Source organism: Labrys sp. Lb11 (assembly GCF_057554225.1).
In genome coordinates this window covers 1-25,496 of sequence record NZ_BAAJOT010000011.1, presented here as the reverse complement: position 1 = coordinate 25,496, position 25,496 = coordinate 1, and the positions used below count along the sequence as shown (strand labels likewise).

Here is a 25,496-nt window from a genome sequence, read left to right as displayed (position 1 = left end):
CGCTACTGGAAGGCCACCTCGTTGAAGCTGCGCAGCTTGCGCGAATGCAACTGCGCCCGGTCGGTCTCGCGCAGCAGCGCCATCGTCTCCAGGCCGATCGCCAGGTGCTGGGACACGCGTTCGCGATAGAAGCGGTCGGCCATGCCCGGCAGCTTGAGCTGGCCGTGCAGGGGCTTGTCCGAGACGCAGAGCAGCGTGCCGTAGGGCACGCGCAGGCGGAAGCCGTTTGCGGCGATGGTGCCGGATTCCATGTCGAGCGCGATGGCGCGGCTCTGGATGAAAGGCAGGTTCTGGATCGTCGAAGGGCGGAGCTCCCAGTTCCGGTCGTCGACCGTGGCAACCGTGCCGGTGCGCATCACCCGCTTGAGATCGTAGCCCTTGAGGCCGGTGACCATGCCGACCGCCCTCTCGATCGCCGTCTGGATCTCCGCCAGCGCCGGGATCGGCACCTCGCGCGGCAGGTCGGCGTCGAGCACATGGTCCTGCCTGAGATAGGCATGAGCCAGCACATAGTCGCCGAGCGTCTGCGAATTGCGCAGGCCGGCGCAATGACCCAGCATCAGCCAGGCGTGCGGGCGCAGCACGGCGACGTGATCGGTGATGTTCTTGGCGTTGGACGGCCCCACGCCGATATTGATCATGGTGATGCCGGAATCGTCGGGGCGCTTGAGATGGTAGGCCGGCATCTGGGGTAGGCGGGGCGGCGGCGCGCCGGCCGGAAGCAGCGAGCGGGCCTCGTCGTCATGGGCGACGCCCTGGGCCAGGGTGATGACATCGCCCGGCTCGACCAGGGCGGTATAGCCGGAGCCCAGCGGGCCGGCATCGCCGCCGGCCAGGACGGTGTGCGCCAGACGCACGAACTCGTCCATGTAGAACTGGTAGTTGGTGAAGATCACGAAGTTCTGGAAATGCCGGGCCGAGGTGCCGGAATAGTGCTTGAGCCGCATCAGCGACATGTCGACGCGCGGCGCGGTGAACAGCGACAGGGGCTTGGGCTCGTTCGGCGAGGGCGTGTCGGTGCCGTTGGCGATGCGGTCGTCGAGGATGGTGAGGTCCGGCACGTCGAAGATACGCGGCAGATGCGCCAGGCGGGCCGGGTCCAGGCCGCCCTCGACATGGAAGGTCTCCCCGAGGGCGAAATGGATCGGGATCGGCGTCGTGCTCTCGCCGACCTCGACCTCGCCGCCGGTGTTGCGAAGCAACAGCCGGATCTGCTCCTCCAGGTAGCGGCCGAAGATGTCCGGCCTGGTCACGGTGGTAGCGTAGACGCCCGCATCGGCGATGAAGCCATAGGCCGAGCGCGGATCGATCTCCGGCGGCCCATCCGAGCTGAGGCGGACGAAGGGATAGTAGCCGCGCACCCGCTCGGTGAAGGCCTCGCCCTCGGTGAAGGCGACGAAGGCCTGGCGCAGGCGGGTGGTGGTGCGCTCGTAGAGATCGGATATGGCCGCAACGGCCGCCTTGGCGTCCCGGAAGCGGCTGGGATAAGTGTCCATGCTGTTCGCCACGCTCGTGGCACTCCCTTTTCCACTGCATAGGCCAGCTCACGTGACCGGGCAATGACGCTTTCGCGCGGGCACCTTGCCCCATCTCCCGTCATCGGCTTGACGCACTTGCCCGCGTCCTCTACGCGAAACCGCAAAGCCCGATCCTGTGGGATCGGGCCGGTCGGCTTTGCTGCCCGGCGCGTGCCGGCCCTGCCGTCATGACGGAGGGTGGTCGACGTCTCGGAGTCGCCGGAGATCCTCGGCGGCCGGCGCGCGGATCGGGTTGCAGAGGTTGGACGGACGAGGACGATGGCCGATATTTTCCAGGAGATCGACGAGGACCTGCGGCGCGAGCGCGCCGGCAAGCTCTGGCAGAAATACGGCAAATACGTCATCGCTGCCGCCGTGCTGATCGTGCTGGGCGTCGCCGCGTGGCGCGGGCTGGAATGGTACAAGCTGCAGGAGGCGCAGACCGCCGGCGCCCTGTTCCAGGATGCGGTGCGCCTGGACCGTGACGGCAAGGGGGCGGAGTCCGAGAAGATCCTGGCCGACGTCGTCCGCAGCTCGCCGGCAGGCTACCAGATCCTGGCGCGCTTCCGTCTCGCCGGCGAGGCCGGCAAGCGCGACGCCGCCGAAGGCGCCAAGGCCTTCGACGCGCTCGGTGCCGATGCCGGCATCGGGCCGCTGCTTCAGGCGCTCGCCAAGGTGCGCGCCGGCTATCTCAGGGTCGATACCGCCAGCTATGCCGACCTTGCCAAGACCATCGAGCCGTTGACCGCCGCCGGCGAACCGATGCGCCATTCCGCCCGCGAGATCCTCGGCCTCGCCGCCTGGAAGGCCAAGGACACCGCCAATGCCTCGAAGTGGTTCGAAGCCATGGCCGGCGACCGGGACGTGCCGGCGAATGCCCGCCAGCGCGCCGAGCTCATGCTGCAGCTCATCGCCGCAGACGCCCCGGCCAAGGCCGCTTCCTGATCGGATCGCCATGCCCGTCGCCATCGCCATCGTCGGCCGCCCGAATGTCGGCAAGTCGACCCTGTTCAACCGGCTCGTCGGCCGCAAGCTCGCCATCGTCGACGACCGGCCCGGGGTGACGCGCGACCGGCGCGACGGCGAGGCCAAGCTCGGCAATCTGCGCTTCACCGTCATCGACACCGCCGGGCTGGAGGTGGCTGACGATACGTCGCTGCTCGGGCGCATGCGCGCCCAGACCGAGGCGGCGATCGCTGCGGCCGACCTCGTCCTGTTCATGATCGACGGGCGGGCCGGGGTGACGCCGGCCGACGAGCATTTTGCCGAGGTCGTGCGGCGCTCGGGCGTGCCGGTGATCCTGGTCGCCAACAAGACCGAGAGCCGCACCGGCTTCGACGGCGCCTATGAAGGCTACTCGCTCGGGCTCGGCGCGCCGGTGCCGATCTCGGCCGAGCACAATGAGGGCATGGCCGATCTTGCCGAGGCCATCGCCGAAGTGTTGCCCCAGGCCAGCCTGCCCGATGACGAGGACGTGGCCGAGACCGACGCCCTCGTCACCGGCGAAGAGGGCGAGGAAGAGGCGATCCCGGTGGATGTCGGCATCGCCAGGCCGCTGCGGCTGGCGATCATCGGGCGACCGAACGCCGGCAAGTCGACCCTGGTCAATGCGCTGCTGGGCGAGGAGCGCATGCTCACCGGCCCGGAAGCCGGCATCACCCGCGACACCATCTCCGCCGACTGGATCTGGCGCGACAAGCGCATCAAGCTGTTTGACACGGCCGGCATGCGCAAGAAGGCGCGCATCGAGGACAAGCTGGAGAAGCTCTCCGTCGCCGACGGCGTGCGCGCCGTGCGCTTCGCCGAGGTGGTGGTGCTGCTGGTCGACGCCGCCGCGCCGCTGGAAAAGCAGGAGCTGCAGATCGCAGACCTGGTCGAGCGCGAGGGCCGGGCGCTGATCCTCGGCCTCAACAAATGGGACATGATCGAGGACCGCAACAAGGTTCTCGCCGACGTGCGCGAGATGTTCGAGCGCCTGCTGCCGCAACTGCGCGGCGCGCCGATCGTCACCCTGTCCGGCCTGGCCGGCCAGGGGCTGGACAAGCTGATGGAGGCGGCCTTCCGCGCCCATCTCGTCTGGAACCGCCGGGTGCCGACCGCCAAGCTCAACCGCTGGCTCGGCGCGGCGCTGGAACGCCACCCGCCGCCGGCCGTGTCGGGCCGGCGCATCAAGATCCGCTATGCGACGCAGGTGAAGACCAGGCCGCCGCATTTCGCCGTGTTCGGCAACCAGCTCGACGCGCTGCCGGACAGCTATACCCGCTATCTCGTCAACGGCCTGCGCGACACCTTCGACATGCCCGGCGTGCCGATCCGGCTCAGCCTGCGCTCGCCGAAGAACCCGTTCCACAGCAAGAAGTAGGCACGGCGAGACGTGGGCCGAGCGCCCGGCGAGCCGCCTTACTCCCTCGCTTCCCGCAGCGACTTCACGGTGTCGGCGCCGACATACCATTGGTCGGCTTCGACATCCTCGAAAACGGTCCAAACCGCGCTTTCGGGCAGGCCGGTGATGTCGCTGATGGCGCCGGCGATGCGCTCGGCCATCTCGTTCTTTCGCTCCTGCGGCTGGCCCTTGATGATGCGGACGGTGACGAAGGGCATGTTCTGTTGCTCCGGGTCGGATTGTCAGGCGACTAAGCACGGCGCGGCCGCCTTGGAAAGGGGCGACTCGTGCCCGGCTGGGTGCCGGTGAGGAGCCGGCACACGGATTGGTAGGGTTTGTATGCTCTTTTCGCCCGGTGCCGGCGGAGCCGCCGCAGGATGCGGCCGGACCGCCGCCCGGGGGCGGACGATGAACTCGGTGGACATGGCGCCGGTGGCGCATGCTCGTCCCGCGACGGTCGGGGCGGTCCCGGCGGTTGCAGCCTATTGGCCGGCGCTGCTGCTGGCCCTGGCCGCCGTCGCCCAGCAGGCCCTTGGCCATATCAACAGCGACGTGTCCTGGCTCCTCACCGTCAGCGAGCGCCTGCTCGACGGCGGCGTTCCCTATGTCGATTTCATCGAGACCAATCCGCCGGCCTCGATCCTGCTCTATCTGCCGAGCGTCGCGCTCGCCCGAAGCGTCGGCCTCCGGCCGGAGCTGATGGTTGCGGCCAGCGTGTTCGCGCTCGCCGGCCTCTCCATGTTCGGAGCGGGGCGGATCCTTGCCAGCGGCCGGCTCTTGCCCGCGGCTATGCGGCCGCCCCTGCTGGCGGTCGCAGTCTTCGTCCTGCTGCTCCTGCCGGCCAAGGCTTTCGCACAGCGCGAGCATTTCGCAGTCCTGGCCCTGCTGCCCGTGCTGGCAGTGCTGGTGGTCCGGCTGGAAGGGGGCAGGGTCAACTGGCCGGCGGCGCTTGCCGCGGGCGTCGGCGGAGGGATAGCCGTCGCCATCAAGCCGCATTTCGCGCTGGCGCTGATCCTGCCGGTGCTGCTCCTGGTTTGGCGCCTGCGCTCGATCCGTCCCGTGTTCCAGCCCGAATGGTTCGCGGCGGCAGCGGTGGTGGTGCTGTATGGCGCTTCGGTGCCGTTGTTCTTTCCGGCCTATCTCAGCGATGGTCTGCCGCTGGTGCTGGCGACCTACCTGCCTGTCCGCGAGCCGCTCTCGACCCTGGTGCTGAGATATGGCGTCGTTCCCGTGTGCTGGATGCTGGCCGGGCTCGCCGTCGTGTGGCGGCAGGAGCGCCTGAGCGCGGCATCGGCCGTGCTGCTCCTGGCCGCAGCAGGGTTCTTCCTCGCCTATCTCATACAGGGCAAGGGGTTCCTGAACCACGAGTACCCGGCAACCGCCCTGACGGCCCTGGCGATCGGTATCTCGTTCGTTGCGGCCGCTGGCGCGGGACGAGGCGGCGTGGGCGAGAAGGACGTGGATGCCCGGGGGCGCGAGTTGCTGTCCCGGATGCTCTTCCTCGTCGGCCTGGCGTTCGCGCTGCAGCTCTTCAACGGCGTGCGCGACGATACGGCGCTTGGCCGGGAAGTCGCTCGTCTGGCGCCCCCCCATCCGCGGATGATCGCGGTGACGCCGCAGCTCGCCGTGGGGCACCCCCTGGTGCGCTGGCTCGATGGAACCTGGGTCGGCAGGGCCTGCAGCCTGTGGGTGTCGCCGATGGTGGCGTCGCGGCTTGCAGAGGCCGACCTGACACCCCAGGAGCGCAAGGCGCTGCTCGATTACGCAGCGCGGGAGCGACAGATCTTCGTCGAGGACGTGACCCGCGGCAGGCCCGACGTGATCTTGTTCGAAGGACCGTCTGCCGAGGATTGGGTCCGGTCGGATCCGGCCGTCACCGCGAGCTTGCAGGATTACCGGCCGGTTGCCGTCGACGCATACCGAAACATCACGATCCTCCTGCGCCGTCCCGCGCCGCAGCTCTGATCAGGCCGGTCCGCGGAAGGCCAGCACCTTGCCTTCGCGGAAATCGAACACCTTGCCGGTCTCGGCAAAGGCCGGGCTGGTCAGGCGCAGCACCGCCGGAGCCACGGCTTCGGGCGGGGGCAGCGTCTCGGGGTCCTCGCCCGGCATCGCGGCGGCGCGCATCCGGGTGCGGGTCGGGCCGGGCGACAACAGGTTGGCACGCACGCTGGTGCGCTCGGTCTCGTGGGCATAGGTGCGCACCAGCGTGTCGAGCCCGGCCTTGGAGACGGCGTAGGGGCCCCAATAGGCGGCGGCCTTCCACGCAGCCCCGGAGGTCAGGAACAGCGCCCGGCCGGCGTCCGAACGGCGCAGCAGCGGGTCCATGGAGCGGATCAGCCGCCAGTTGGCGGTAAGGTTCACCGCCATGACGTTGTCCCAGTCCTTGGGCTCGATGTGGCCGAGCGGCGAGATCGAGCCGAGGATGCCGGCATTGCCGACCAGGATATCGAGGCGGCCATAGCGCTCGAACAGCTGGAAGCCGAGATTGTCGAGACCGTCGCCGTCCTTGAGGTCGAGCGGCACCAGGGTGGCCGTGCCGCCCTGGGCCTGGATGGCGTCGTCGAGCTCCTCCAGGCCGCCGGTGGTGCGGGCCACCGCGACGACATGGGCCCCGGCCTCGGCCAGCGCCAGCGCCGCGGCACGGCCGATGCCGCGCGACGCGCCCGTGACCAAGGCGATGCGGCCCTTGAACAGATCGGACATGGTGCAAGTTCCCTGTGCGGAGCGTGCCGGCTCCGTCCGCGGCAGCGCGGACGGCCTGCGAAACCTTCAAGGCCCGGCGGGACGGGGCGCGAGCCGCGCTCCAGCCCGGGGGCGCGGCGCTCAGCTCGCCTCGGCGAGAAGCGAGAGCTGTTGCTTGGCGCTTTCGCCGATCACGTCGGTGAGGAAGGTCGGATAGTCGCCGGTGAAGCAGTGGTCGGTGAATTGCGGCCGGACCGGGTCACGCCGCTCATAGCCGCAGGCGCGATAGATGCCGTCGACCGACAGGAAGGCGAGGGAATCGGCGCCGACATAGGCCCGCATCTCCTCCAGCGACTTCTGCGCCGCCAGCAGATTGGCCCGGTCGGGCGTGTCGATGCCGTAATAGTCGGGATGCGCTATCGGCGGCGAGGAGATGCGGAAATGCACCTCCCGGGCGCCGGCCTCGCGCATCATCCGCACGATCTTCACGGAGGTGGTGCCGCGCACGATCGAATCGTCGACCAGCACGATGCGCTTGCCCTCGATCACGCCGCGATTGACGCTGAGCTTCATGCGCACGCCGACTTCCCGCATCGCCTGGGTGGGCAGGATGAAGGTGCGCCCGACATAATGGTTGCGGATGATGCCGAGCTCGTAGGGCAGGCCCGCCGCCTGGGCGAAGCCGATCGCCGCCGGCACCCCGGAATCGGGCACGGGCACCACGACGTCGGCCTCCACCAGGCTCTCGGCGGCAAGCTCGGCGCCGAAGCGCTTGCGCACCTGGTAGACGTTGCGGCCATGCACGATCGAGTCCGGCCGGGCGAAGTAGATGTACTCGAAGATGCAGGGCCGCGCCGGCGTGCGCGGGAAGGGCTTGATCGATTCGACGCCGGCCTCGGTGATGACGACGATCTCGCCGTTCTCGATGTCGCGCACGAAGCGGGCGCCGATGATGTCGAGCGCGCAGGTCTCGGAGGCGAGGATGTAATGGCCGTCGAGCTCGCCCAGCACCAGCGGGCGGATGCCGAGCGGGTCACGCGCGCCGACCAGCTTCTTGTTGGTCAGGCCGACGAAGGCATAGGCGCCCTCGAGCTGGAACAGCGCGTCGATGAAGCGGTCGATGAACTTCTCGCGCTGCGAGCGGGCGACGAGATGCAGGATCACCTCGGTGTCCGAGGTCGACTGGCAGATGGCCCCCTTGCGGATCAGCTCGCGCCGCAGCGTCAGGCCGTTGGTGAGGTTGCCGTTGTGCGCCACCGCGAAGCCGCCGGCCTGGATCTCGGCGAACAGCGGCTGGACGTTGCGCAGGATGGTCTCGCCCGTGGTGGAGTAGCGGACATGGCCGATGGCGGCGTTGCCCGGCAGGCGCTCGATCACCTCGCGCTTGGAGAACGCGTCGCCGACCAGGCCGAGGCGACGCTCGGAATGATAGCGCTTGCCGTCGAAGGCGACGATGCCCGCCGCCTCCTGGCCGCGGTGCTGCAGGGCGTGCAGGCCGAGCGCCGTGATGGCGGCGGCCTGCGGGTGCCCGAAAATGCCGAACACGCCGCACTCCTCGCGCAGCGTGTCGCCATCCAGATCGACATCGAAGTCTTGCTTGGCAAGCCTGGCCGGTTCGCTCACGTCGGGCATCCCCTTGTCATCGAACGTTCATGTGGCGTGCAAATCCGAATCAGGCAAGCCCTCAATTCGTGGGATTCGGCTTGGGGGCCGGCGTCGGTGCGGGCGAGGGTTCGGCCGGCTGCGTCTGCGGCGCGCCGGGCGGGGCGGCATCCGGGTCGGCGTCCTGGCTGTCGGTCGGCAGCAGATCCTGCGCCCTGAGGCGCTTGAGGATGGTGCTCTCCGGATCGCTGGGCAGCATGCCGGTCAGCCAGTCGCCGCCGGACTTCAGGAGCGTTTTGGACTTGGCGTCCTGCACCCAGACGGGCTGCGACTTCTCCGGCACCAGCCAGGCGAAGAACAGGAAGGCGACGATTGCCAGCAGGAGCCCGCGCCCGGCGCCGAAGATGAAGCCGAGCGTGCGGTCGACCGCGCCGATCCGGCTGTCGAGAATCATGTCCGAGATGCGGATGGTGATGAACGACACCACGATCAGCGTCACCAGGAACACGGCGCCGCCGGCGGCGAGCTGGGCGACGGTCGGATTCTTGATGTAGGGATCGAGGAAGGGTTGAACGTATCGGAACAGCAGCAAGGCGGCGGCGGCCGCGGCGACCCAGGCGGCGATGGACAGCACCTCGCGGGTGAAGCCGCGCACCATGGCGAGCAGCGCCGAAATCAGCATGACACCGACAACGATCAGATCGAGCAGCGTGACGGGCATAGAAGACCTGGTCCTTGACTCAAAGGGGCCGGGCGGCCCGATCCGCGCCCTCTATAACCGCGCCGCCCGCGGCAGTCACCCCGCTTTGGCGGCGGGATTCGGGGCGCATCGACCATGACGAAGGAATGTGGCCAAATGCTTGTGCCCGACGGGGCTCTGCCGACGCGTCGCGGTCACTCGGCGATGCGCGGCCGGCGCTTCTGGCTCTCGCCGGCGGCGGCGATGGTCGCGACCAGGGTGGCGAGCGAGGAGACGCCGTCCACCGCCAAGGCCCCCTCCGCCGCCGATTCGCTGGCCGGCACCGGCCCGGACGCACGGCGAAAGCCGAGCTTGGCCGCTTCCTTCATCCGCGCGCCGGCATGGGCGACCGGCCGCACCGAGCCCGACAGCGAGATCTCGCCGAAGAACACGCTTTCGGGCGAGAGCGCGGCGCCGGTGAGCGAGGAGACCAGAGCCGCCGCCACCGCCAGATCCGCGGCCGGCTCCTGGATGCGCAGGCCGCCGGCGACATTGAGATAGACGTCGTGGCCGCCCAGGCGCACGCCGCAATGGGCCTCCAGCACGGCCAGCACCATGGACAGGCGCGCCGTGTCCCAGCCGACGACGGCGCGACGCGGCGTGCCGAGCGTGGTCGGCGCCACCAGCGCCTGGATCTCGACCAGCAGCGGGCGGGTGCCCTCCATGCCGGCGAAGACGGCCGTGCCCGGCGTGCCGAGGTCGCGCTGCGACAGGAACAGGGCGGAGGGGTTGGTGACCTCGTTGAGGCCGAGCCCGGTCATCTCGAACACGCCGATCTCGTCGGTCGGGCCGAAGCGGTTCTTGATGGCGCGCAGGATGCGGAAGTCGCGTCCGGCATCGCCCTCGAAGGACAGGACGGCGTCGACCATGTGCTCGACCACGCGCGGGCCGGCGATCTGGCCGTCCTTGGTGACGTGGCCGACCAGGATGACGGTGGCGCCGCTGCGCTTGGCATAGCGGATCAGGGCCTGCGAGGCGCCGCGCACCTGCGTCACCGTGCCCGGCGCGGATTCGACCGTGTCCGTCCACATGGTCTGGATCGAATCGATGATGACGAGGCGCGGCGTCTTGCCGTGCTCCAGCGTCGCCAGGATATCCTCCACCGAGGTCTCGGAGGCGAGCTCGACGGCGGCGTCGGAGAGCGCCAGACGCTCGGCCCGCAGGCGCACCTGCGCCGTCGCCTCCTCGCCGGAGATGTAGACGATGCGGTGCCCGGCCCGCGCCAAGCGGGCGCAGCTCTGGATCAGCAGCGTCGACTTGCCGATGCCGGGGTCGCCGCCGAGCAGCAGCACCGAGCCGCGCACGAAGCCGCCGCCGGTGACGCGATCGAGCTCGCCGATGCCCGAGACCAGCCGCGGCGCCTCGCCGGTCTCGCCGGTCAGGGCTTCGAGCGCGAACACCCGCCCCCGCGAGCGCGGGCGCTGGGAAGAGGGGACCGCAGCGACGGCGGCCGTTTCCTCGGCGATGGTGTTCCATTCGCCGCAGGCGTCGCACTTGCCCTGCCAGCGCTGATAGACGGCGCCGCAGTTCTGGCAAATGAAGGCGATCGAGCGTTTGGCCATGAGCGGCGCACCGGACGGACGGGAATTTGCGGGATCTGTGGTATCCGCATGCGGATGACGACGGCCCGCATAGCATCAAGGTGTGGTCGACGCGAGCGTCGCGGGTAGCGCGCGGCGGGGATCGTCACTATAGGTTCGCCGGGATACTCGTTTCCGGAGCTTGTCTGCAATGTCGAAGCCGCTCGTCGTCTCCATCCCCCACAATCTCGGCCAGGCCGAGGCGCTGCGCCGGATCAAGAGCGGCATCGAGCGGGTCAAGACCAAGTATGCCAGCTTCGGCACCTTCGACGAGGAGGTCTGGACCGACAATCACCTCGACTTCAAGGTCAGCGCCCTGCGCCAGAGCATGAACGGCGGGGTCGATGTCGAGCCGGATTCCGTCGTCATGACCCTGGAACTGCCCTGGGTGCTGTCGGTGCTGACCGAGAAGGCGCGAGCCCTGATTACCAAGCACGGCAACAAGATGCTGACCAAGGGCAATTGACACTCGGGGGACCGGCCGCGGGCGAAGGCTCAGGCCGGCCGGTGGCAGACGGCCTCGATGTTGTGTCCGTCGGGGTCGAGCACGAAGGCGCCGTAATAATCCGGATGGTAGTGCGCGCGGATGCCGGGCGGGCCGTTGTCGGTGCCCCCCGCTGCAAGCGCGGCGGCATGGAAGGCGTCGACCGCCGCCCGGTCCGGTGCCGCGAAGGCGACATGCAGCCGGCCCCGGAGCGGCCGGCCGGTGCCGATCCAGAACCGCGGCCTCCCGTCCGGGCCGAAGCCGACATGGGTGTCGCCGCCGGTCATGTCCGGCGTGACCTCCATCTGGATGCCGAAGCCGAGCGGCTTCAGCACGGCGGCATAGAAGGCGCGCGAGCGCCCGATATCCGCGACCGGAAACCCGACATGGTCGAACATGGGCCTGCTCCTATGCCCCGATCACCCGGCGATGGAAACGCGATCCCAGCCCGGTCAGAACCTCGTAGCCGATGGTGCCGGCGCGCCGGCCGACCTCGTCGACGGTGAGCGTCGGGCCGATCAGCTCGACCCAGTCGCCGCGCCGCACAGTCCCCTCCGGCAGGGCGGTGACGTCGATGGCGGCCAGATCCATGGAGATGCGCCCGGCGATCGGGCAGGGGCGGCCGGCGACGAGGGCGACGGCGCTGTCATAGTCCTCCGAGGACGAGCCGGTGCGCAGATAGCCGTCGGCATAGCCCAGGCCGATGACGGCGATGCGCGAGCGGGCACGGCAGAGCCAGGTCGCGCCGTAGCCGACCGTCTCGTTGGCCTCGGCCGTCCGCACGGTGATGACGCGCGCTTCCAGCCGGATGACCGGCGCCATCGGGTTCGGCTTGCCCGGGGTCGGGTTGCCGCCATACAGGGCGACACCGGGCCGCACCAGGTCGAAGCCGAGGTCGCCCGGCAGGAACAGGCCGGCGGAGTTGCACAGCGAGGCCGGTGTCGCGGGAAACAGGGCGCGCACCTGCCGGAACGCCGCGATCTGGCGGGCGTTGAGCGGGTCGTTCGGGCTGTCGGCACAGGCGAAGTGGCTGATCAGCAGGTCGACGGCGGGCAGGGCGTCGGCGTTCCCCGCAGCTTCCTCGACGCGCAGGCCGAGCCGCGTCATGCCGGTATCGACATGCAGCGCCGCGCCGCCGCGCCAGCCGGAAGCGCTTGTGAAGGCCGACCACTCGGCAACTTCCTCCAGCGAGCCCAGGACCGGTCGCAGGGCATGGGCGGCATAGGCCTCGCCCAGGCCGGAGACGAGGCCGTTCAGGACATAGACGACGGCATTCGGCGCGACCGCCCGCACGCGCGCGCCCTCGCCCGGATGGGCGACGAAGAAGGTCCGGCAGCCGGCCCCGGCCAGGGCCGGCACCACCACCTCGATGCCGAGGCCGTAGCCGTCGGCCTTCACCGCGGCGCCGCACTCGGCGCCCGGCGCCCGGGCGGCGAGTGCGCGCCAATTCGCCGCGATCGCGCCGACGTCGATGGTCAGCCGCGCACCGGCTTCGGCTTCGGGAATCATGCCGGGCGGGCTCATGTCGCACCGTCGCGGGCGACCCGGCTTCGCGATCGCCCGCAGATCCGGGCCCTGCCCCTGGCGGGGCGCAGGCCCGGGCGGGCTCGGCCGAGGGCCGTTCTCGCCGGGCGGCGAATCTGGAACGGGATCGTCATGCGCCGATGCTAGCCCAGGCCTCGACGTTGCTCCAGACCGGTCATTCCATCCGCTCGGGCAGGTGATCGGGCCGGGCGAGGTTGGAGAAGCGGGTGATATCGGCGTCGAACTGCAGCTTCACCGTTCCCGTCGGACCATGGCGCTGCTTGCCGATGATCACCTCGGCCTGGCCGGCGATCGCCTCCATCTCCGACTGCCAGGTGAAGAATTCGGGTGTACCCTCCTTCGGCATCTTGTTCTTGAGATAGTATTCCTCGCGGAACACGAACATCACCACGTCGGCGTCCTGCTCGATCGAGCCGGACTCGCGCAGGTCCGAGAGCTGCGGGCGCTTGTCGTCGCGGCTCTCGACCTGGCGGGAAAGCTGCGACAGGCCGATGATCGGCACCGACAGCTCCTTGGCCAGGGCCTTGAGCCCGGTGGTGATCTCGGTCACCTCCTGCACGCGGTTGTCGCCCTTCTTCGACGAGCCGGAAAGGAGCTGGATGTAGTCGACGATGATCAGGTCGAGGCCGCGCTGGCGCTTGAGCCGGCGGGCGCGGGCGACGAGCTGGGCGATCGAGATGCCGCCGGTGTCGTCGATGTAGAGCGGGAGCGACTGCATCTCCTGGCTGGCGGTGACGAGGCGGGTGAACTCCTCCTCCATCAGGTCGCCGCGCCGGATCTTGTAGGAGGGCACGCTGGCCTGCTCGGCGATGATGCGGGTGGCGAGCTGCTCGGCCGACATTTCCAGGGAGAAGAAGCCGACCGAGCCGCCGTCGATGGTCTTGTGCGCGCCGTCCGGCTGCACCTCGTGGCGATAGGCCTTGGCGATGTTGAAGGCGATGTTGGTGACGAGCGAGGTCTTGCCCATGGCGGGGCGGCCGGCCAGGATGATCAGGTCGGACGGCTGCAGGCCGCCCATCATCCGGTCGAGGTCGTCGAGCCCCGTGGCGAGGCCGGACAGGTTGCCGTCGCGCTGGAAGGCGGCGGAGGCCATGTCGATGGCGTCCTTGAGGGCGTCGGCGAAGCGGGCGAAGCCGCCTTCGTAGCGCCCGGTCTCGGCCAGCTCGTAGAGGCTGCGCTCGGCATCCTCGATCTGCGTCTGCGGCGCCGTGTCGACGGGCGCGTCATAGGCGGCGTTCACCACCTCCTCGCCGATGGCGATCAGCGCCCGGCGGATGGCAAGGTCGTAGATGGTCTGGCCGTAGTCGGCGGCGTTGATGACGGTGGTCGCCTCCGCCGCCAGGCGCGCCAGATATTGCGTCACGGTGAGGCCGCCGGCGATCTCCTGGTCCGGCCCCAGGAAGGTCTTGAGCGTGATCGGCGTGGCGATCTTGCCGCCTCGAATCAGGCTGGTGATGATCTCGTAGACCTTGCGGTGCAGCGGGTCGAAGAAGTGCTGCGCCAGGAGGAAGTCGGAGACGCGGTAATAGGCCTCGTTGTTGACGAGGATCGCGCCCAACAGCGCCTGTTCCGCCTCGACATTGTGCGGCGCCTGCCGGAAGGCGGGCTGCTGGGCGGCCGGTTCGATCCGGTGAATGGTGGCTTCGAGGGTCGGGGGCATGGAATCACCATCGGCTGTCGGCCGGCAGGTCTAGCACAGCCGGGTGGCCGCCGTTTGGCGCGGTCGCCTGTTCACAGCGATTCACAGGACGGCGCTGCGGCCTTGATGTCGGAAATCACCCTGAAATTTGTGCGTTTTGACACATCCCGGGCCGGCCTTCCCGCTTATGAGTTTGGAGAGACTGCCCGTCGGGCCAGGCTGCGACGGGGTCGAGGAGGGGCTCTTCATGACCTTGCCGACCGACCAGCTTTTCTCCAGTCAATGGTACCTTCAAGCGATCGGCGTGGTCTGGGGCCAGAACGCGGTGTGGGACGACTACACCGGCGCCGGTGTCCACGTCGGCATCTTCGACAACGGCATTCAGACCGGCCATCCCGATCTCGACGCCAATCACGATTCGACGCTCGACTTCGGCAGCCAGACCGGCCTGGCGCAGGACCACGGCACCGCGGTCACCGGCGTCGTCGCGGCGGAGCGCAACGATGTCGGCTCTGGCGACGGCATCGTCGGCGTCGCCTACGGCGCCACCTATTCCAGCGTGCCGATCTGGGGCAGCGACACCGTCAACTCGACGACCTCACGCTCGGCGGCGTCGATGCACATGCGCGACTTCGACGTGGTCAACCACAGCTGGGGCTCGTCCGCCTTCTCGGTGTCGCAGACCGATCCCAACTACCTCGCCGTGGCCAACGGCATCCTCGACGCCGTGACCAACGGTCGCGGGGGCCTGGGCACGGTGGTGGTCGCCGCCGCGAACAACACCCGTGCCGGGCAGGCCTGGGACAACGTCGTCGGGGATGCCAACACCACCGGCCCCACGGCGGAGAGCCGGTTCTCGATCACGGTGGCGGGAGTCGGTCAGGACGGCTTCGTGGCCGACTATTCATCGCCCGGCGCCAATATCCTTGTCTCCGCCGGCGCGCAAGGCTCCTGGAGCGCCGGCGAGCCCGGCGTCTGGACCACGGACTTCACCGGCACGTCCGGTTTCAGCAACGGCGATTATGTCGAGACGGTGGGCACGTCGTTCTCGGCCCCGCAGGTAACGGGTGTCGTTGCCCTGATGCTCGAGGCCAACCCGAACCTCGGCTACCGCGACGTGCGCGACATCCTTGCCCTGACGGCCCGCCACGCCGGCTCCGACATCGCGTTCGGCACCACGCCGGAGCATCTGCAGAACGGCGAACTCAACTTCTGGACCATCAACGCCGCGACCAACTGGAACGGCGGCGGCATGCATTTCTCCAACGACTACGGCTTCGGCTTGATCGATGCCCGCGCCGCCGTGCGCCTCGCCGAGACCTGGACCGACCAGAGCACGCTCGCCAACGAAGAGCATTGGTCCAGCACGGCCAGCCCCAACGTCATCGTTCCCGATGCCAACAGCGCCGGCGTCTCGTTCTCCTTCACCGTCGGCGGCGATATCGACGCAGAGCAGGTGACGCTCAATCTCGGCATCACCCATACCTATGCCTCCGACCTGGAAATCTATCTGATCTCGCCGTCCGGGACGGAGAGCCGTCTTCTCGACAACAGCGGCGGCAGTCGCGACCTCAACGGCTGGACCTTCACCTCCAACGCCTTCCGCGGCGAGGATGCGAACGGGACCTGGACGGTGCGCGTCGTCGACAATGTCAGCGGCGACACGGGTTCGGTCTCCACCGCCAGGCTCGACGTCTACGGCAGCGTGGCCAGCAACAACGACACCTACTTCTACACCGACGAGTTCGGCAGCAACGCCGCGATCGCGGCCGACGGCGCGCGCGCCACGATCCACGAGATCTTCGGCGTCGACACGATCAACGCAGCGGCGGTCACGAGCAACAGCTACATCGACCTCTCGGCGAGCGTCCCCAGCACTATCGCCGGGCGCTCGCTCACCATCGACGGCACCATCGAGAACGCCTTCGGCGGCGACGGCAGCGACATCCTCATCGGCAATGCCTCCGCCAACCACCTCTCCGGCGGGCGCGGCGAGGACGCCATCGGCGGCGGCGGCGGCGACGACTGGATCGAGGGCGGGGCGGACAACGACAGCCTGGCCGGCGAGGGCGGCAACGATAGGATCGACGGCGGTGCCGGCGCCGACTTTCTGCAGGGCGGCGACGGCAACGACCGCCTCGAGGGTGGGCTCGGCGCCGACACGCTCAGGGGCGGCGCTGGCAACGACCGCCTCTGCGGCGACGTGCTGACCCGCACCGGGGAGCCCGACTTCGAGGCGAACACGATCTACGGCGAGGACGGCAACGACACCATCGTCGTTTCCCGCGGCGACGACCGCATCGACGGCGGCGCCGGTACCGATACCCTGTCCTTCGCCTGGACGACCCGTGGGGCCAAGTGCGACTTGCGGACGACGTCGGCGACCTTCGTCGACAGCGGCAGCTACACCAACCCGGACGGCTCCGGGGGCGCGTGGGGCGGCACCTTCATCACCCATTTCACCGGCATCGAGAACGTGACCGGGGGCTCGGGGGCGGACACGTTGATTGGGAATGGCCTGGCCAACACGCTCGACGGCGGCGCCGGCAACGACATCCTCAACGGCGGCGCCGGCGCCGACCGCATGATCGGCCGGGCCGGAAACGACACCTATTACGTCGACAACCTCGGCGATATCGTCGACGAGACGAGAGGGACCGGTACGGACAAGATCTACGCTTCGGTCAGCTGCAATCTATCGAACACAGCCCGTGTTCTTGGCGCCGTTGAAAACCTCGTGCTGACCGGCGCTGGCGATATTGCGGGCACCGGCAACGCACTCGCCAACGCGTTGACCGGCAACAGCGGGAACAATGTCCTCAAAGGCGGCCTGGGCAACGATAGTCTCGATGGAAGGGCGGGCAATGATCAATTGATCGGCGGCTCCGGCGGCGACCGCCTCACAGGCGGGGCGGGCGCGGATACGTTCATATTCAACGTCACCACGGAGAGCACCCTCTCCAGCACCGGCCGCGACGTGATCCTGGACTTCTATCGATCCCAAGGTGACAAGCTTGACGTGTCGGGCATTGACGCGCAAGTCGGTGTTAGTGGGAACCAAGCCTTCCACTTTATCGGCACATCCGCCTTCACCCATCATGCCGGCGAGTTGCGCTACACGACGCAGAGCGGCAACGTGTACGTCTACGGCGACGTCAACGGCGACGGCGCGGTCGACTTCTCCGTTCAAATTCAGAACCACACATCGATCCAGGCGAGCGACTTCATCCTGTAGTCTTGGCGGGAGCGGTTTATGCTTTCCGCCGACTGCCGCCTCGTTTGTCGCGGAGAAGCGATGGCTGGCCCGCAACTAGAAAGGGCGTGACCAAGCCTTCTCCACCGAAGGTGGGGAAGGTGGCGCCCCGAAGGGGCGACGGATGGGGTGCGGCAAGCAGGACTCCGGCTGCGTCGGCATGGCACGACGGTGGTGCAGGCAGGGCAAGGTCGAGCCTTGCGGGCCACACCCCATCCGCCCCGACTGCGTCGGGGCACCTTCCCCGCTGCGCGGAGAAGGCATTTCGCGCCCTTTTGGGCGTCGTGCGGGACCTTGTCACCCAGCCGGCCTCAGCCGCGGGCGCGCGCCAGATCCGGCGGGGTCGCTTCCTCGGCCAGTGCGGCGATCGCCTCGCCGAGCGCCATCGGGGTCTGGCCCTGCGAGCCGAGCCGGCGAACGGAGACGCTGCCGCCCGCAGCCTCCTGCTTGCCGAGGGCCAGGATCACCGGGATCTTGGTCAGCGAATGCTCGCGGACCTTGTAGCCGATCTTCTCGTTGCGCAGGTCGGTCTCGGCCCTGAGGCCAGCGTCGAGCAGGGCTTGGTGCACGCTCCGGGCATAGTCGTCGGCATCGCTGGTGATGGTGCAGATCATCACCTGCACCGGCGCGAGCCAGAGCGGGAAATGGCCGGCGAAATGCTCGATCAGGATGCCGGCGAAGCGTTCCATCGATCCGCAGATGGCGCGATGGATCATCACCGGCACGGTCTTGGCGCTGTTCTCGGCGATGTAGAAGGCGCCGAACCGCTCCGGCAGGTTGAAGTCGACCTGCGTGGTGCCGCACTGCCAGTCGCGGCCGATGGCGTCGCGCAGCACATATTCGAACTTCGGGCCGTAGAAGGCGCCTTCGCCGGGATTGATGCTGGTCTCGATCAGGCCGCCGGACTCCGCCGCGATCTGGGCGAGGACATCCGTCATCACCGCCTCGGCCCGGTCCCAGAGCTCGTCGCTGCCGACGCGCTTCTCGGGCCGCGTCGAGAGCTTGACCACGATCTTGTCGAAGCCGAAGTCGCGATAGGTCGACAGGATCAGCTCGTTGATCGCCAGGCACTCGGCCGCCATCTGCTCGTCGGTGCAGAAGATGTGGGCGTCGTCCTGGGTGAAGCCGCGCACGCGCATCAGCCCGTGCAGCGCACCGGAGGGCTCGTAGCGATGAACCGCACCGAATTCCGCAAGCCGTAGAGGCAGTTCCCGGTAAGACCTGAGGCCGTGCTTGAAGATCTGCACATGGCCCGGACAGTTCATCGGCTTGATGGCGAAGACGCGGTCGTCGTCTGTGTCCTCGCCGGCCGACTTGGCCATGAACATGTTTTCCCGATACCAGCCCCAATGGCCGGAGGTCTCCCACAGCGACTTGTCGAGGAGCTGGGGCGCGTTCACCTCCTGGTAGCCCAGGCGCTTGAGGCGCCGGCGCATATAGGCGATCAGTTCCTGGAACAGCGTCCAGCCCTTGGCGTGCCAGAACACGACGCCCGGACCTTCCTCCTGGAAGTGGAACAGATCCATCTCCCGGCCGAGACGGCGATGATCGCGCTTCTCCGCCTCTTCCAACTGATGGAGGTACTGGTCGAGCTCCTCCTGGGTGCGCCAGGCGGTGGCATAGATGCGCGTCAGCATCGGCTTGTTGGAATCGCCGCGCCAATAGGCGCCGGCCACCTTCATCAGCTTGAAGGCGGGGCCGATCTGGCCGGTCGAGACCATGTGCGGGCCGCGGCACAGGTCGAACCAACCGCCCTGGTCGTAGATCTTCAGGTCCTGGCCGTCCGGTATGGCGTCGACCAACTCGACCTTGAAGGCCTCTCCCTTGTCGCGGAAGACTTGGCGGGCCTTGTCGCGGCTCCAGGTGGTTTTGCTGAAGGGCGCGTTGCGGGCAATGATCTCGCGCATCTTGGCTTCGATCGCAGGGAAATCGTCCGGCGTGAACGGCTCATTGCGGAAGAAGTCGTAATAGAAGCCGTTGTCGATCACCGGGCCGATCGTCACCTGCGTGCCCGGCCACAGCGTCTGCACGGCCTCGGCCATGACATGCGCGGCATCGTGCCGGATCAGTTCCAGCGCCTCGGGACTGTCGCGGGTGACGATGGCGATGCCGGCGTCGCGAGTGATTTCGTCCGACAGATCGGTCAGGGTGCCGTCGATCTTCATGGCGATCGCCTTCTTGGCGAGCGACTTGGAGATCGATTCGGCAACGGCCTTGCCGGTCACCCCGGCCTCGAAGGCGCGCTGGTTGCCGTCGGGAAATGTCAGAACGGGCATGGGACAGTCCTGGTATGGCGGTACGAGGTCGGACGACGGGACAGACCGCTGTCGCGCCCCCGGCGGTTCGTACCAGACCGCCGGAACCGGGACATGCGGTATTGCAGGGCCTCGTGCGCGCACAACGGCCAGGGACCGCGCGGCGCCGCCAGACGGAAAGGCCGGCCGATGCGGGCCGGCTGCCGCGCCCGACGGGCGAGGGGCTGTCGGCGCGTTTGCCGACGCCGCGTTGGAAGCACAATGCCGCGCTCCGAACAAGCGCGGATTGCCGTTCCGCCGCGGTTTCAGTCGGATTGCAGGCTTTCCGGGCTGTTTTCCAGGAGCCGGCCGGCGCTGGCGAGCAGCTTGGCCAGGATGCGGTCGGCCGCCTCCCGCTCGTCCTGGTCGAGCACGGCCAGGAATTCCGCCTGGAGCCGATGCGCCATCGGCAGGATGCGCCGATAGATGTCGAGGCCGTCCGGGGTGAGGGTGAGCCGGTGGGCGCGCTGGTCGCCTGGCTGCGGCGTCTGTGTCAGCAGGTTCCGGCCAGCAAGCCGAATGACGGCGCGGCTGACCTTGACGCGATCCATCTCGGTGCGGGTGATGACGTCACCGGTCGAGCAGGGCGAATGCTCGCCGAGCACGGCCATCACTCGCCATTCCGGGATGCTGAGGCCGAACGCAGTGCTGTAGTGGCGCGCGAAGCCTCGGCTGAGCCGCTCGGCCAGGATCGAGAACCGATAGGGCATGAACCCCGCGAGCACCAGCGGAGCAGGTGGGGCGGGCGAGGTGTCGTCCGGAACGGCCATGGCTTTCTCTTTAATTATATCATATGATATGACATAAATTGTTGCAACGGGCGGGATCGGGGCTGCAGGGCGTCGCATGGAGGCGAAATGCAGGGCGAGACACGCAGGCCTGCCGCGCACGGCGATGCTTCCGCGAGCGTCGGGCGGCGCGACCTGCGCCTGCACGGCTATTTCCGGTCCTCCGCCGCATGGCGCGTGCGGATCGCTCTCAATCTCAAGGGCTGGCCGGCCGAGCACGTCTTCCACCACCTGCGTCGTGGCGAGCAGCGCGATCCGGCCTATCTCGGTCTGAACCCGCAAGGGCTGGTGCCGTCCCTGGAGGTCGCGCCGGGCGCCGTGCTCACCCAGTCGCTGGCGATCTGCGAATGGCTCGACGAAGTCCGGCCGCTCCCGCCATTGCTGCCGGGTTCGGCGCTGAACCGAGCCCGGATCCGGGCCTTCGCGCTGGCGATCGCCTGCGACATCCATCCCCTGCAGAACCTGAGGGTGCTGGCGCGGCTGCGCGGCCTCGCCGTGCCTGAGGCGGAGGTGGCGGGATGGGCTCGAACCGTCGTCCGGGACGGCCTCGCCGCCTGCGAGGCGCTGCTTGCCGGCGTGCCCGGGCCGTTCTGCTTCGGCGCCGATCCGACGCTTGCCGACGTCTGCCTCGTGCCCCAGCTCGGCAATGCCCGGCGCTTCGGTTGCGACCTCGCCGCCTGGCCGCGCCTGCTGGAGGCCGAAGCAACCTGCCGGGCCCTGCCGGCGTTCGCGGCTGCCGAGCCGGAGCGCCAGGCCGATGCCGAATGACGAAGCTGCGACCCGGTGCGGCCGCCGGCGTCAAACCAGGGAGCTCGCCATGACCCCAGCAACCCGAACCGATCCAGCCGCGTCGGCAGCCGCGGGCGAGGGCGGCGAGCCGGCCTATATGACCGGCTTCGGCAACGGCTTCGAGACGGAGGCCCTGCCGGGAGCCTTGCCGATCGGCCGCAACTCGCCGCAGCGTTGCGCCTATGGCCTGTATGCCGAGCAGCTCTCCGGCTCTCCCTTCACCGCTCCGCGCCTCAGCAACGAGCGCAGCTGGCTCTACCGCATCCGTCCGTCCGTGCAGCACCGCGGGCGGTTCCGGAAGGCCGATCCGCACCTCTGGCGCACGGCGCCCTGCGTCGAGGTCGAGGTGCCGCCCGCGCCGATGCGCTGGGACCCGCCGGCCATCCCCGATGTGCCGGTATCCTTCATCGAGGGCATCCGGACCGTGACCACGGCGGGCGACGCCGGGGCCCTGGCCGGCATGGCGGCCCATCTCTATCTCGCGACGCGCTCGATGCAGGACGAGTATTTCTACAATGCCGACGGCGAGATGCTGATCGTGCCGCAGCTCGGCACGCTGCGGCTGTGCACGGAGTTCGGCCGGATCGATGTCGAGCCCGGCGAGATCGCGGTGATTCCGCGCGGGGTGAAGCTGCGGGCCGAACTGCCGGCCGGCCCCGCCCGCGGCTATGTCTGCGAGAACTATGGCGGCGCCTTCACCCTGCCGGAGCGGGGGCCGATCGGGGCCAACTGCTTGGCGAACCCACGCGATTTCATGACCCCTGTCGCCGCCTATGAAGATCGGGAGGGGCCGTCCCGGCTGTTCGTGAAGTGGGGCGGCACGCTCTGGGCCGCCGAGATCGGGCATTCGCCCCTCGACGTGGTGGCCTGGCATGGCAATTATGCGCCCTACAAATACGATCTGCGCCGCTTCTCCCCGGTCGGGCCGGTGCTGTTCGACCATGCCGACCCCTCGATCTTCACCGTGCTGACCTCGCCGTCCGAGACCCCCGGCACCGCCAATGTCGATTTCGTCTGCTTCCCCGACCGTTGGGTGGTGGGCGAGAACACGTTTCGTCCGCCCTGGTACCACATGAACGTGATGAGCGAGTTCATGGGGCTGATCTACGGCCAGTACGACGCCAAGCCGCACGGCTTCGTGCCCGGCGGCTGCTCGCTGCACAACGCCATGGTGCCGCACGGGCCGGACGTCGACGCCTTCGAGGCGGCGAGCAGCGCGGTGCTTCAGCCGCATCGACTGACCAACACCATGGCCTTCATGTTCGAGACGCGCTTTCCCCAGCGCGTGACCGGCTATGCCGCCGGAATGCCGGCCCTGCAGCGCGACTATGCCGACTACGGCATGTGCCTCAACAAGCACTTCGACCCGAGCGGGCAGGCGCCGCGATGAGCGCCGGCCTCGACGCCACGCATGAGCCGGGGCTGCGCTGCTGGGTGCCGGGGGCCGACGGACATGCCGATTTTCCGATCCAGAACCTGCCGCTCGGCGTGTTCAGCCCGCCGGGCGAGCCGCCGCGCGGCGGCATCGCCATTGCCGACAGGATCCTCGACCTCGGGGCCCTCGGCCGATCCCGACTGCTCGAGGGCGAGGCGCAGGCCGCCTGCGCCGCCTGCGCCGGGGCCAGCCTGAACGCCTTCCTTTCGCTCGGCGGCAGACCACGGCGGGCGCTGCGCCGAGCGGTCAGCGCTCTCCTGACCCGGGGATCGGCCGAACGCCCCGACCTTCTGCGGGAGGCGGCGGCCTGCCGGCTGCACCTGCCAGCCGAGATCGGCGACTACACCGACTTCTATGCCGGCCATCATCACGCCCTCGCGGTCGGCCGGCTGTTCCGACCCGACAACCCGCTCCTGCCCAATTATCGCTGGGTGCCGATCGGCTATCACGGCCGCGCCTCGTCCGTGCGCTCGTCCGGCGAGCCGGTGCGCCGTCCCTGCGGACAGAGCAGGCAGCCCGGCGAGGCGGCGCCGCGCTTCGGCCCCACGGACCGGCTGGACTACGAGCTGGAGCTCGCCATCTGGATCGGGCCCGGCAACGCGCTCGGCGAGCCGGTGCCGATCGGCGCGGCGCGGAAGCACGTCGCCGGCTACGGCCTGCTCAACGACTGGTCGGCGCGCGACATCCAGGCCTGGGAATACCAGCCGCTCGGCCCGTTCCTCGCCAAGAGCTTCCACACCAGCGTTTCGGCGTGGATCGTGACGCCCGAGGCGCTAGCGCCGTTCCGCGCCGCCCAGCCGGCGCATGCCGGTGGCGATCCGCCCCTGCCATACCTCACCGATGCGGTGGATCAGCGGTCCGGTGCGCTCGACATCGAGCTGGAGGTGCTGCTGGCGTCCGCGCTGATGCGCGAGCGCGGGCAGCCGGCCCGGAAACTGGCGCTGAGCAGCACCCTCCACATGGCCTGGACGCCGCAGCAACTCGTCGCTCATCACGCCTCCAACGGCTGCGACTTGCGCCCCGGTGATCTCATCGGCAGCGGCACCCTGTCAGGGCCGACCCTGGAAGGCTGTGGCTCGCTGCTCGAGCTGACGCGCAACGGGCAGGCGCCGCTCGTGCTGCCCAGCGGCGAGGAACGCTGTTTTCTGGAGGACGGCGACGAAGTCATCCTGCGCGGCCGGGCGCGGCGGCAGGGCTTTGCCTCGATCGGCTTCGGCGAATGCCGCGCCGTGGTTCTGCCCGCGGCCCGCGCCTAGCGCCTGGTCACAGGGAATCTATGTCCTCGGCGGGGCATCACACTGTTGTGACCGGCTGCGCCGAATAGCCGGTGACCCTGGAGTGTTGAGCGCCGAGGCTGGGGATCCCCCCACATCGAGGAGACGGAACATGAGGTCTCTCAGGGTTTCCATCGCCATCGCCTCCTGCCTGTTGCCGCTCTCGGCTGGAATAGCCTTCGCCGATGACCTCCATAGACTGGTGCCCAGCCCCAACCTCAATCCCGGAGCAGCAACGGCTGCGCCGGGACAGACCGGCTCGAATGTCCTTGCAAGCTGCGGCGCCACGGACTTTTTCTCCATCGGCGCGGGAGCCAAGGCTAATGGCGGGAACGGCTCCCCATTCAATCCGAGCGTAACGAAAACATATGCCGGAAACCCAGGGAACCCGGCGACGAATCCCAAGGCCGTTTCCCAATACGACAATGCTTGCGCCCAGGCAGCCTTGCACCAAATGCCGTGACGGCGCGTCTCTACGGTTCTGCCGCGTAGCGCTTATTTGAAAGCACTCGCCCGGAGGGGCGGGTAGTCGCGGAATTCGTGGATCGAGACACCGTTCCGGTCCACGAATTCGCATTCGCGCTTTGGAACGCCGCCGCAGAGCCGGACATGCGCTCGAGCGCGTGAGGCCGATGCGTCGCAGCCAGCACGCGCCCAATCGGCCTTCCGGCCGAGAACAACTGCGGGCCGCGATTGCCTGGGCGATCGTCAGCGATCCCGCACGCATCCCTGCGGATGAGCCCAGGGAGCGCTGGAGCGGGACGGTTGCTTGGTCCGCACGGCAAGTTCCAGCCCCCGCCAACCCGTCAAGTCCTCCGTGACGCGGTGCTAGAGCAAAGCGCGTTTTGGTGGAAACGCCCGTTGCTCTAACTTCTTGTTTCGACGCGTCTTTGCGACTTGACGCGATTCCGTCAAATCGCAAAACGCTTTAGGCGGACGGGTCGTTCGGAGTAACGGGCTCGCACCGCGTCGGGCGCCAGCGACCGTAGCGCCAGGGCCGGTGCCAGGCGGCGGCGGGCGGCAGGGACTGGGGCGCCGGGTCGAAGCCCGACCCGCCCCAGGGATGGCAGCGGCAGATGCGGGCAAGGCCGATCCAGCCGCCGGCCCAAAGACCGTGCATGCGGATGGCGTCGTCGGTGTATTCCGAGCAGGTCGGCAAATACCGGCAGCGCCGCCCGACCAGGGCCGAGAGCGTCAGCTGATACGTCCTGATCGCGACATGGGCGGCGCGGCGCGGCAGCCGCCTCACGCCTCGATCACGACTTCGGCGTCGCCGCCCTCGACGATCTCGATCATGCGGCGCAACTGGTCGAAGCCGATCTGCAGCCGCTCCTCCAGTTCGATCATCTCGTTGAGCGAGCCCAGGCTGAACTTCACCCCGCGTACGAACTCGCTGCGCTTGAGGGCGAAGCTCTTGTCGGCGAAGGCGGACTTGTAGGCCAGCAGCAGCTCGTCCGGGTGTCCCTTGAACAGAGTGCGCAGGTCGCGG

General features: G+C 68.7%; 22 protein-coding genes. 9 read left to right on the top strand and 13 right to left on the bottom strand.

Annotated elements, in window-relative coordinates; genetic code table 11:
* Positions 1-2 precede the first annotated feature (2 nt).
* The gene (locus AC27L4_RS31755) at positions 3-1,496 is read right to left on the bottom strand and encodes an AMP nucleosidase (protein WP_487146692.1); all 1,494 of its coding nucleotides are present in this window, start codon (positions 1,494-1,496) and stop codon (positions 3-5) included.
* A 300-nt stretch (positions 1,497-1,796) separates the two neighbouring features.
* Between AC27L4_RS31755 and AC27L4_RS31750 the strand changes: the two genes are divergently transcribed.
* A complete protein-coding gene (locus tag AC27L4_RS31750) occupies positions 1,797-2,462 on the top strand; it encodes a tetratricopeptide repeat protein (RefSeq protein ID WP_487146690.1) in 666 nt (221 codons plus the stop codon).
* A 10-nt stretch (positions 2,463-2,472) separates the two neighbouring features.
* Positions 2,473-3,879, top strand: coding sequence for a ribosome biogenesis GTPase Der (gene der / locus AC27L4_RS31745; RefSeq protein WP_487146689.1), 1,407 nt, complete (start codon positions 2,473-2,475; stop codon positions 3,877-3,879).
* Between the two features lie 38 nt (positions 3,880-3,917).
* Here der and AC27L4_RS31740 read toward each other — a convergent pair whose 3' ends face one another.
* Complete coding sequence (locus AC27L4_RS31740) at positions 3,918-4,118, bottom strand: tautomerase family protein (RefSeq protein ID WP_487146688.1); 201 nt, start codon at positions 4,116-4,118, stop codon at positions 3,918-3,920.
* 190 nt (positions 4,119-4,308) lie between these two features.
* On the opposite strand from AC27L4_RS31740, the gene AC27L4_RS31735 reads away from it, so the two are divergent.
* A complete protein-coding gene (locus AC27L4_RS31735; protein WP_487146687.1) occupies positions 4,309-5,865 on the top strand; it encodes a hypothetical protein in 1,557 nt (518 codons plus the stop codon).
* Here AC27L4_RS31735 and AC27L4_RS31730 read toward each other — a convergent pair whose 3' ends face one another.
* The 4 genes from AC27L4_RS31730 to radA form a co-directional block, all read right to left on the bottom strand.
* On the bottom strand, positions 5,866-6,606 hold the full coding sequence (locus AC27L4_RS31730) for an SDR family NAD(P)-dependent oxidoreductase (RefSeq protein WP_487146686.1): 741 nt from the start codon (positions 6,604-6,606) through the stop codon (positions 5,866-5,868).
* Positions 6,607-6,726: 120 nt separating this feature from the next.
* Positions 6,727-8,217, bottom strand: a complete 1,491-nt coding sequence (purF, locus tag AC27L4_RS31725) for an amidophosphoribosyltransferase (RefSeq protein ID WP_487146685.1) — start codon at positions 8,215-8,217, stop codon at positions 6,727-6,729.
* A 52-nt stretch (positions 8,218-8,269) separates the two neighbouring features.
* Positions 8,270-8,908, bottom strand: coding sequence for a CvpA family protein (locus AC27L4_RS31720; RefSeq protein ID WP_487146684.1), 639 nt, complete (start codon positions 8,906-8,908; stop codon positions 8,270-8,272).
* A gap of 173 nt (positions 8,909-9,081) precedes the next feature.
* A complete protein-coding gene (gene radA / locus AC27L4_RS31715) occupies positions 9,082-10,488 on the bottom strand; it encodes a DNA repair protein RadA (RefSeq protein WP_487146682.1) in 1,407 nt (468 codons plus the stop codon).
* A 169-nt stretch (positions 10,489-10,657) separates the two neighbouring features.
* On the opposite strand from radA, the gene AC27L4_RS31710 reads away from it, so the two are divergent.
* Positions 10,658-10,972 carry a polyhydroxyalkanoic acid system family protein gene (locus AC27L4_RS31710; protein WP_487146681.1) on the top strand — a complete coding sequence of 105 codons (315 nt, stop codon included), beginning with the start codon at positions 10,658-10,660 and terminating at the stop codon, positions 10,970-10,972.
* 29 nt (positions 10,973-11,001) lie between these two features.
* On the opposite strand, the gene AC27L4_RS31705 is transcribed toward AC27L4_RS31710, so the two are convergent.
* The 3 genes from AC27L4_RS31705 to AC27L4_RS31695 all read right to left on the bottom strand — a co-directional run bounded on the left by AC27L4_RS31705 (position 11,002) and on the right by AC27L4_RS31695 (position 14,195).
* Positions 11,002-11,388 (bottom strand): VOC family protein, encoded by a 387-nt coding sequence (locus AC27L4_RS31705; RefSeq protein ID WP_487146680.1) that lies wholly within the window; start codon positions 11,386-11,388, stop codon positions 11,002-11,004.
* A gap of 10 nt (positions 11,389-11,398) precedes the next feature.
* Complete coding sequence (gene alr / locus AC27L4_RS31700) at positions 11,399-12,499, bottom strand: alanine racemase (protein WP_487146679.1); 1,101 nt, start codon at positions 12,497-12,499, stop codon at positions 11,399-11,401.
* A 190-nt stretch (positions 12,500-12,689) separates the two neighbouring features.
* Positions 12,690-14,195, bottom strand: coding sequence for a replicative DNA helicase (locus AC27L4_RS31695; protein WP_487146678.1), 1,506 nt, complete (start codon positions 14,193-14,195; stop codon positions 12,690-12,692).
* A gap of 226 nt (positions 14,196-14,421) precedes the next feature.
* Here AC27L4_RS31695 and AC27L4_RS31690 point away from each other — a divergent pair, with 226 nt between their 5' ends.
* Positions 14,422-17,409, top strand: a complete 2,988-nt coding sequence (locus AC27L4_RS31690; protein WP_487146677.1) for a S8 family serine peptidase — start codon at positions 14,422-14,424, stop codon at positions 17,407-17,409.
* 329 nt (positions 17,410-17,738) lie between these two features.
* On the opposite strand, the gene thrS is transcribed toward AC27L4_RS31690, so the two are convergent.
* Complete coding sequence (thrS, locus tag AC27L4_RS31685; protein WP_487146676.1) at positions 17,739-19,703, bottom strand: threonine--tRNA ligase; 1,965 nt, start codon at positions 19,701-19,703, stop codon at positions 17,739-17,741.
* Between the two features lie 284 nt (positions 19,704-19,987).
* Entirely contained in the window at positions 19,988-20,491 is a 504-nt protein-coding gene (locus AC27L4_RS31680; protein WP_487146675.1) for a MarR family winged helix-turn-helix transcriptional regulator, read from the bottom strand.
* 153 nt (positions 20,492-20,644) lie between these two features.
* On the opposite strand from AC27L4_RS31680, the gene maiA reads away from it, so the two are divergent.
* From maiA to AC27L4_RS31660, 4 genes are all read left to right on the top strand, one after another.
* Positions 20,645-21,277 (top strand): maleylacetoacetate isomerase, encoded by a 633-nt coding sequence (maiA, locus tag AC27L4_RS31675; RefSeq protein WP_487146855.1) that lies wholly within the window; start codon positions 20,645-20,647, stop codon positions 21,275-21,277.
* A 49-nt stretch (positions 21,278-21,326) separates the two neighbouring features.
* Entirely contained in the window at positions 21,327-22,688 is a 1,362-nt protein-coding gene (hmgA, locus tag AC27L4_RS31670) for a homogentisate 1,2-dioxygenase (RefSeq protein ID WP_487146674.1), read from the top strand.
* Positions 22,685-23,989, top strand: coding sequence for a fumarylacetoacetase (gene fahA, locus AC27L4_RS31665; protein WP_487146673.1), 1,305 nt, complete (start codon positions 22,685-22,687; stop codon positions 23,987-23,989). The genes hmgA and fahA overlap by 4 nt, the downstream gene beginning before the upstream one ends.
* A 130-nt stretch (positions 23,990-24,119) precedes the next feature.
* Positions 24,120-24,470, top strand: coding sequence for a hypothetical protein (locus tag AC27L4_RS31660; protein WP_487146672.1), 351 nt, complete (start codon positions 24,120-24,122; stop codon positions 24,468-24,470).
* 465 nt (positions 24,471-24,935) lie between these two features.
* Here the strand turns inward: AC27L4_RS31660 and yidD are convergent, their stop codons facing one another.
* Positions 24,936-25,247, bottom strand: coding sequence for a membrane protein insertion efficiency factor YidD (gene yidD, locus AC27L4_RS31655; protein WP_487146854.1), 312 nt, complete (start codon positions 25,245-25,247; stop codon positions 24,936-24,938).
* A gap of 5 nt (positions 25,248-25,252) precedes the next feature.
* On the bottom strand, positions 25,253-25,496 hold a 244-nt coding region (locus AC27L4_RS31650; protein WP_487146671.1), incomplete at its 5' end, for a hypothetical protein.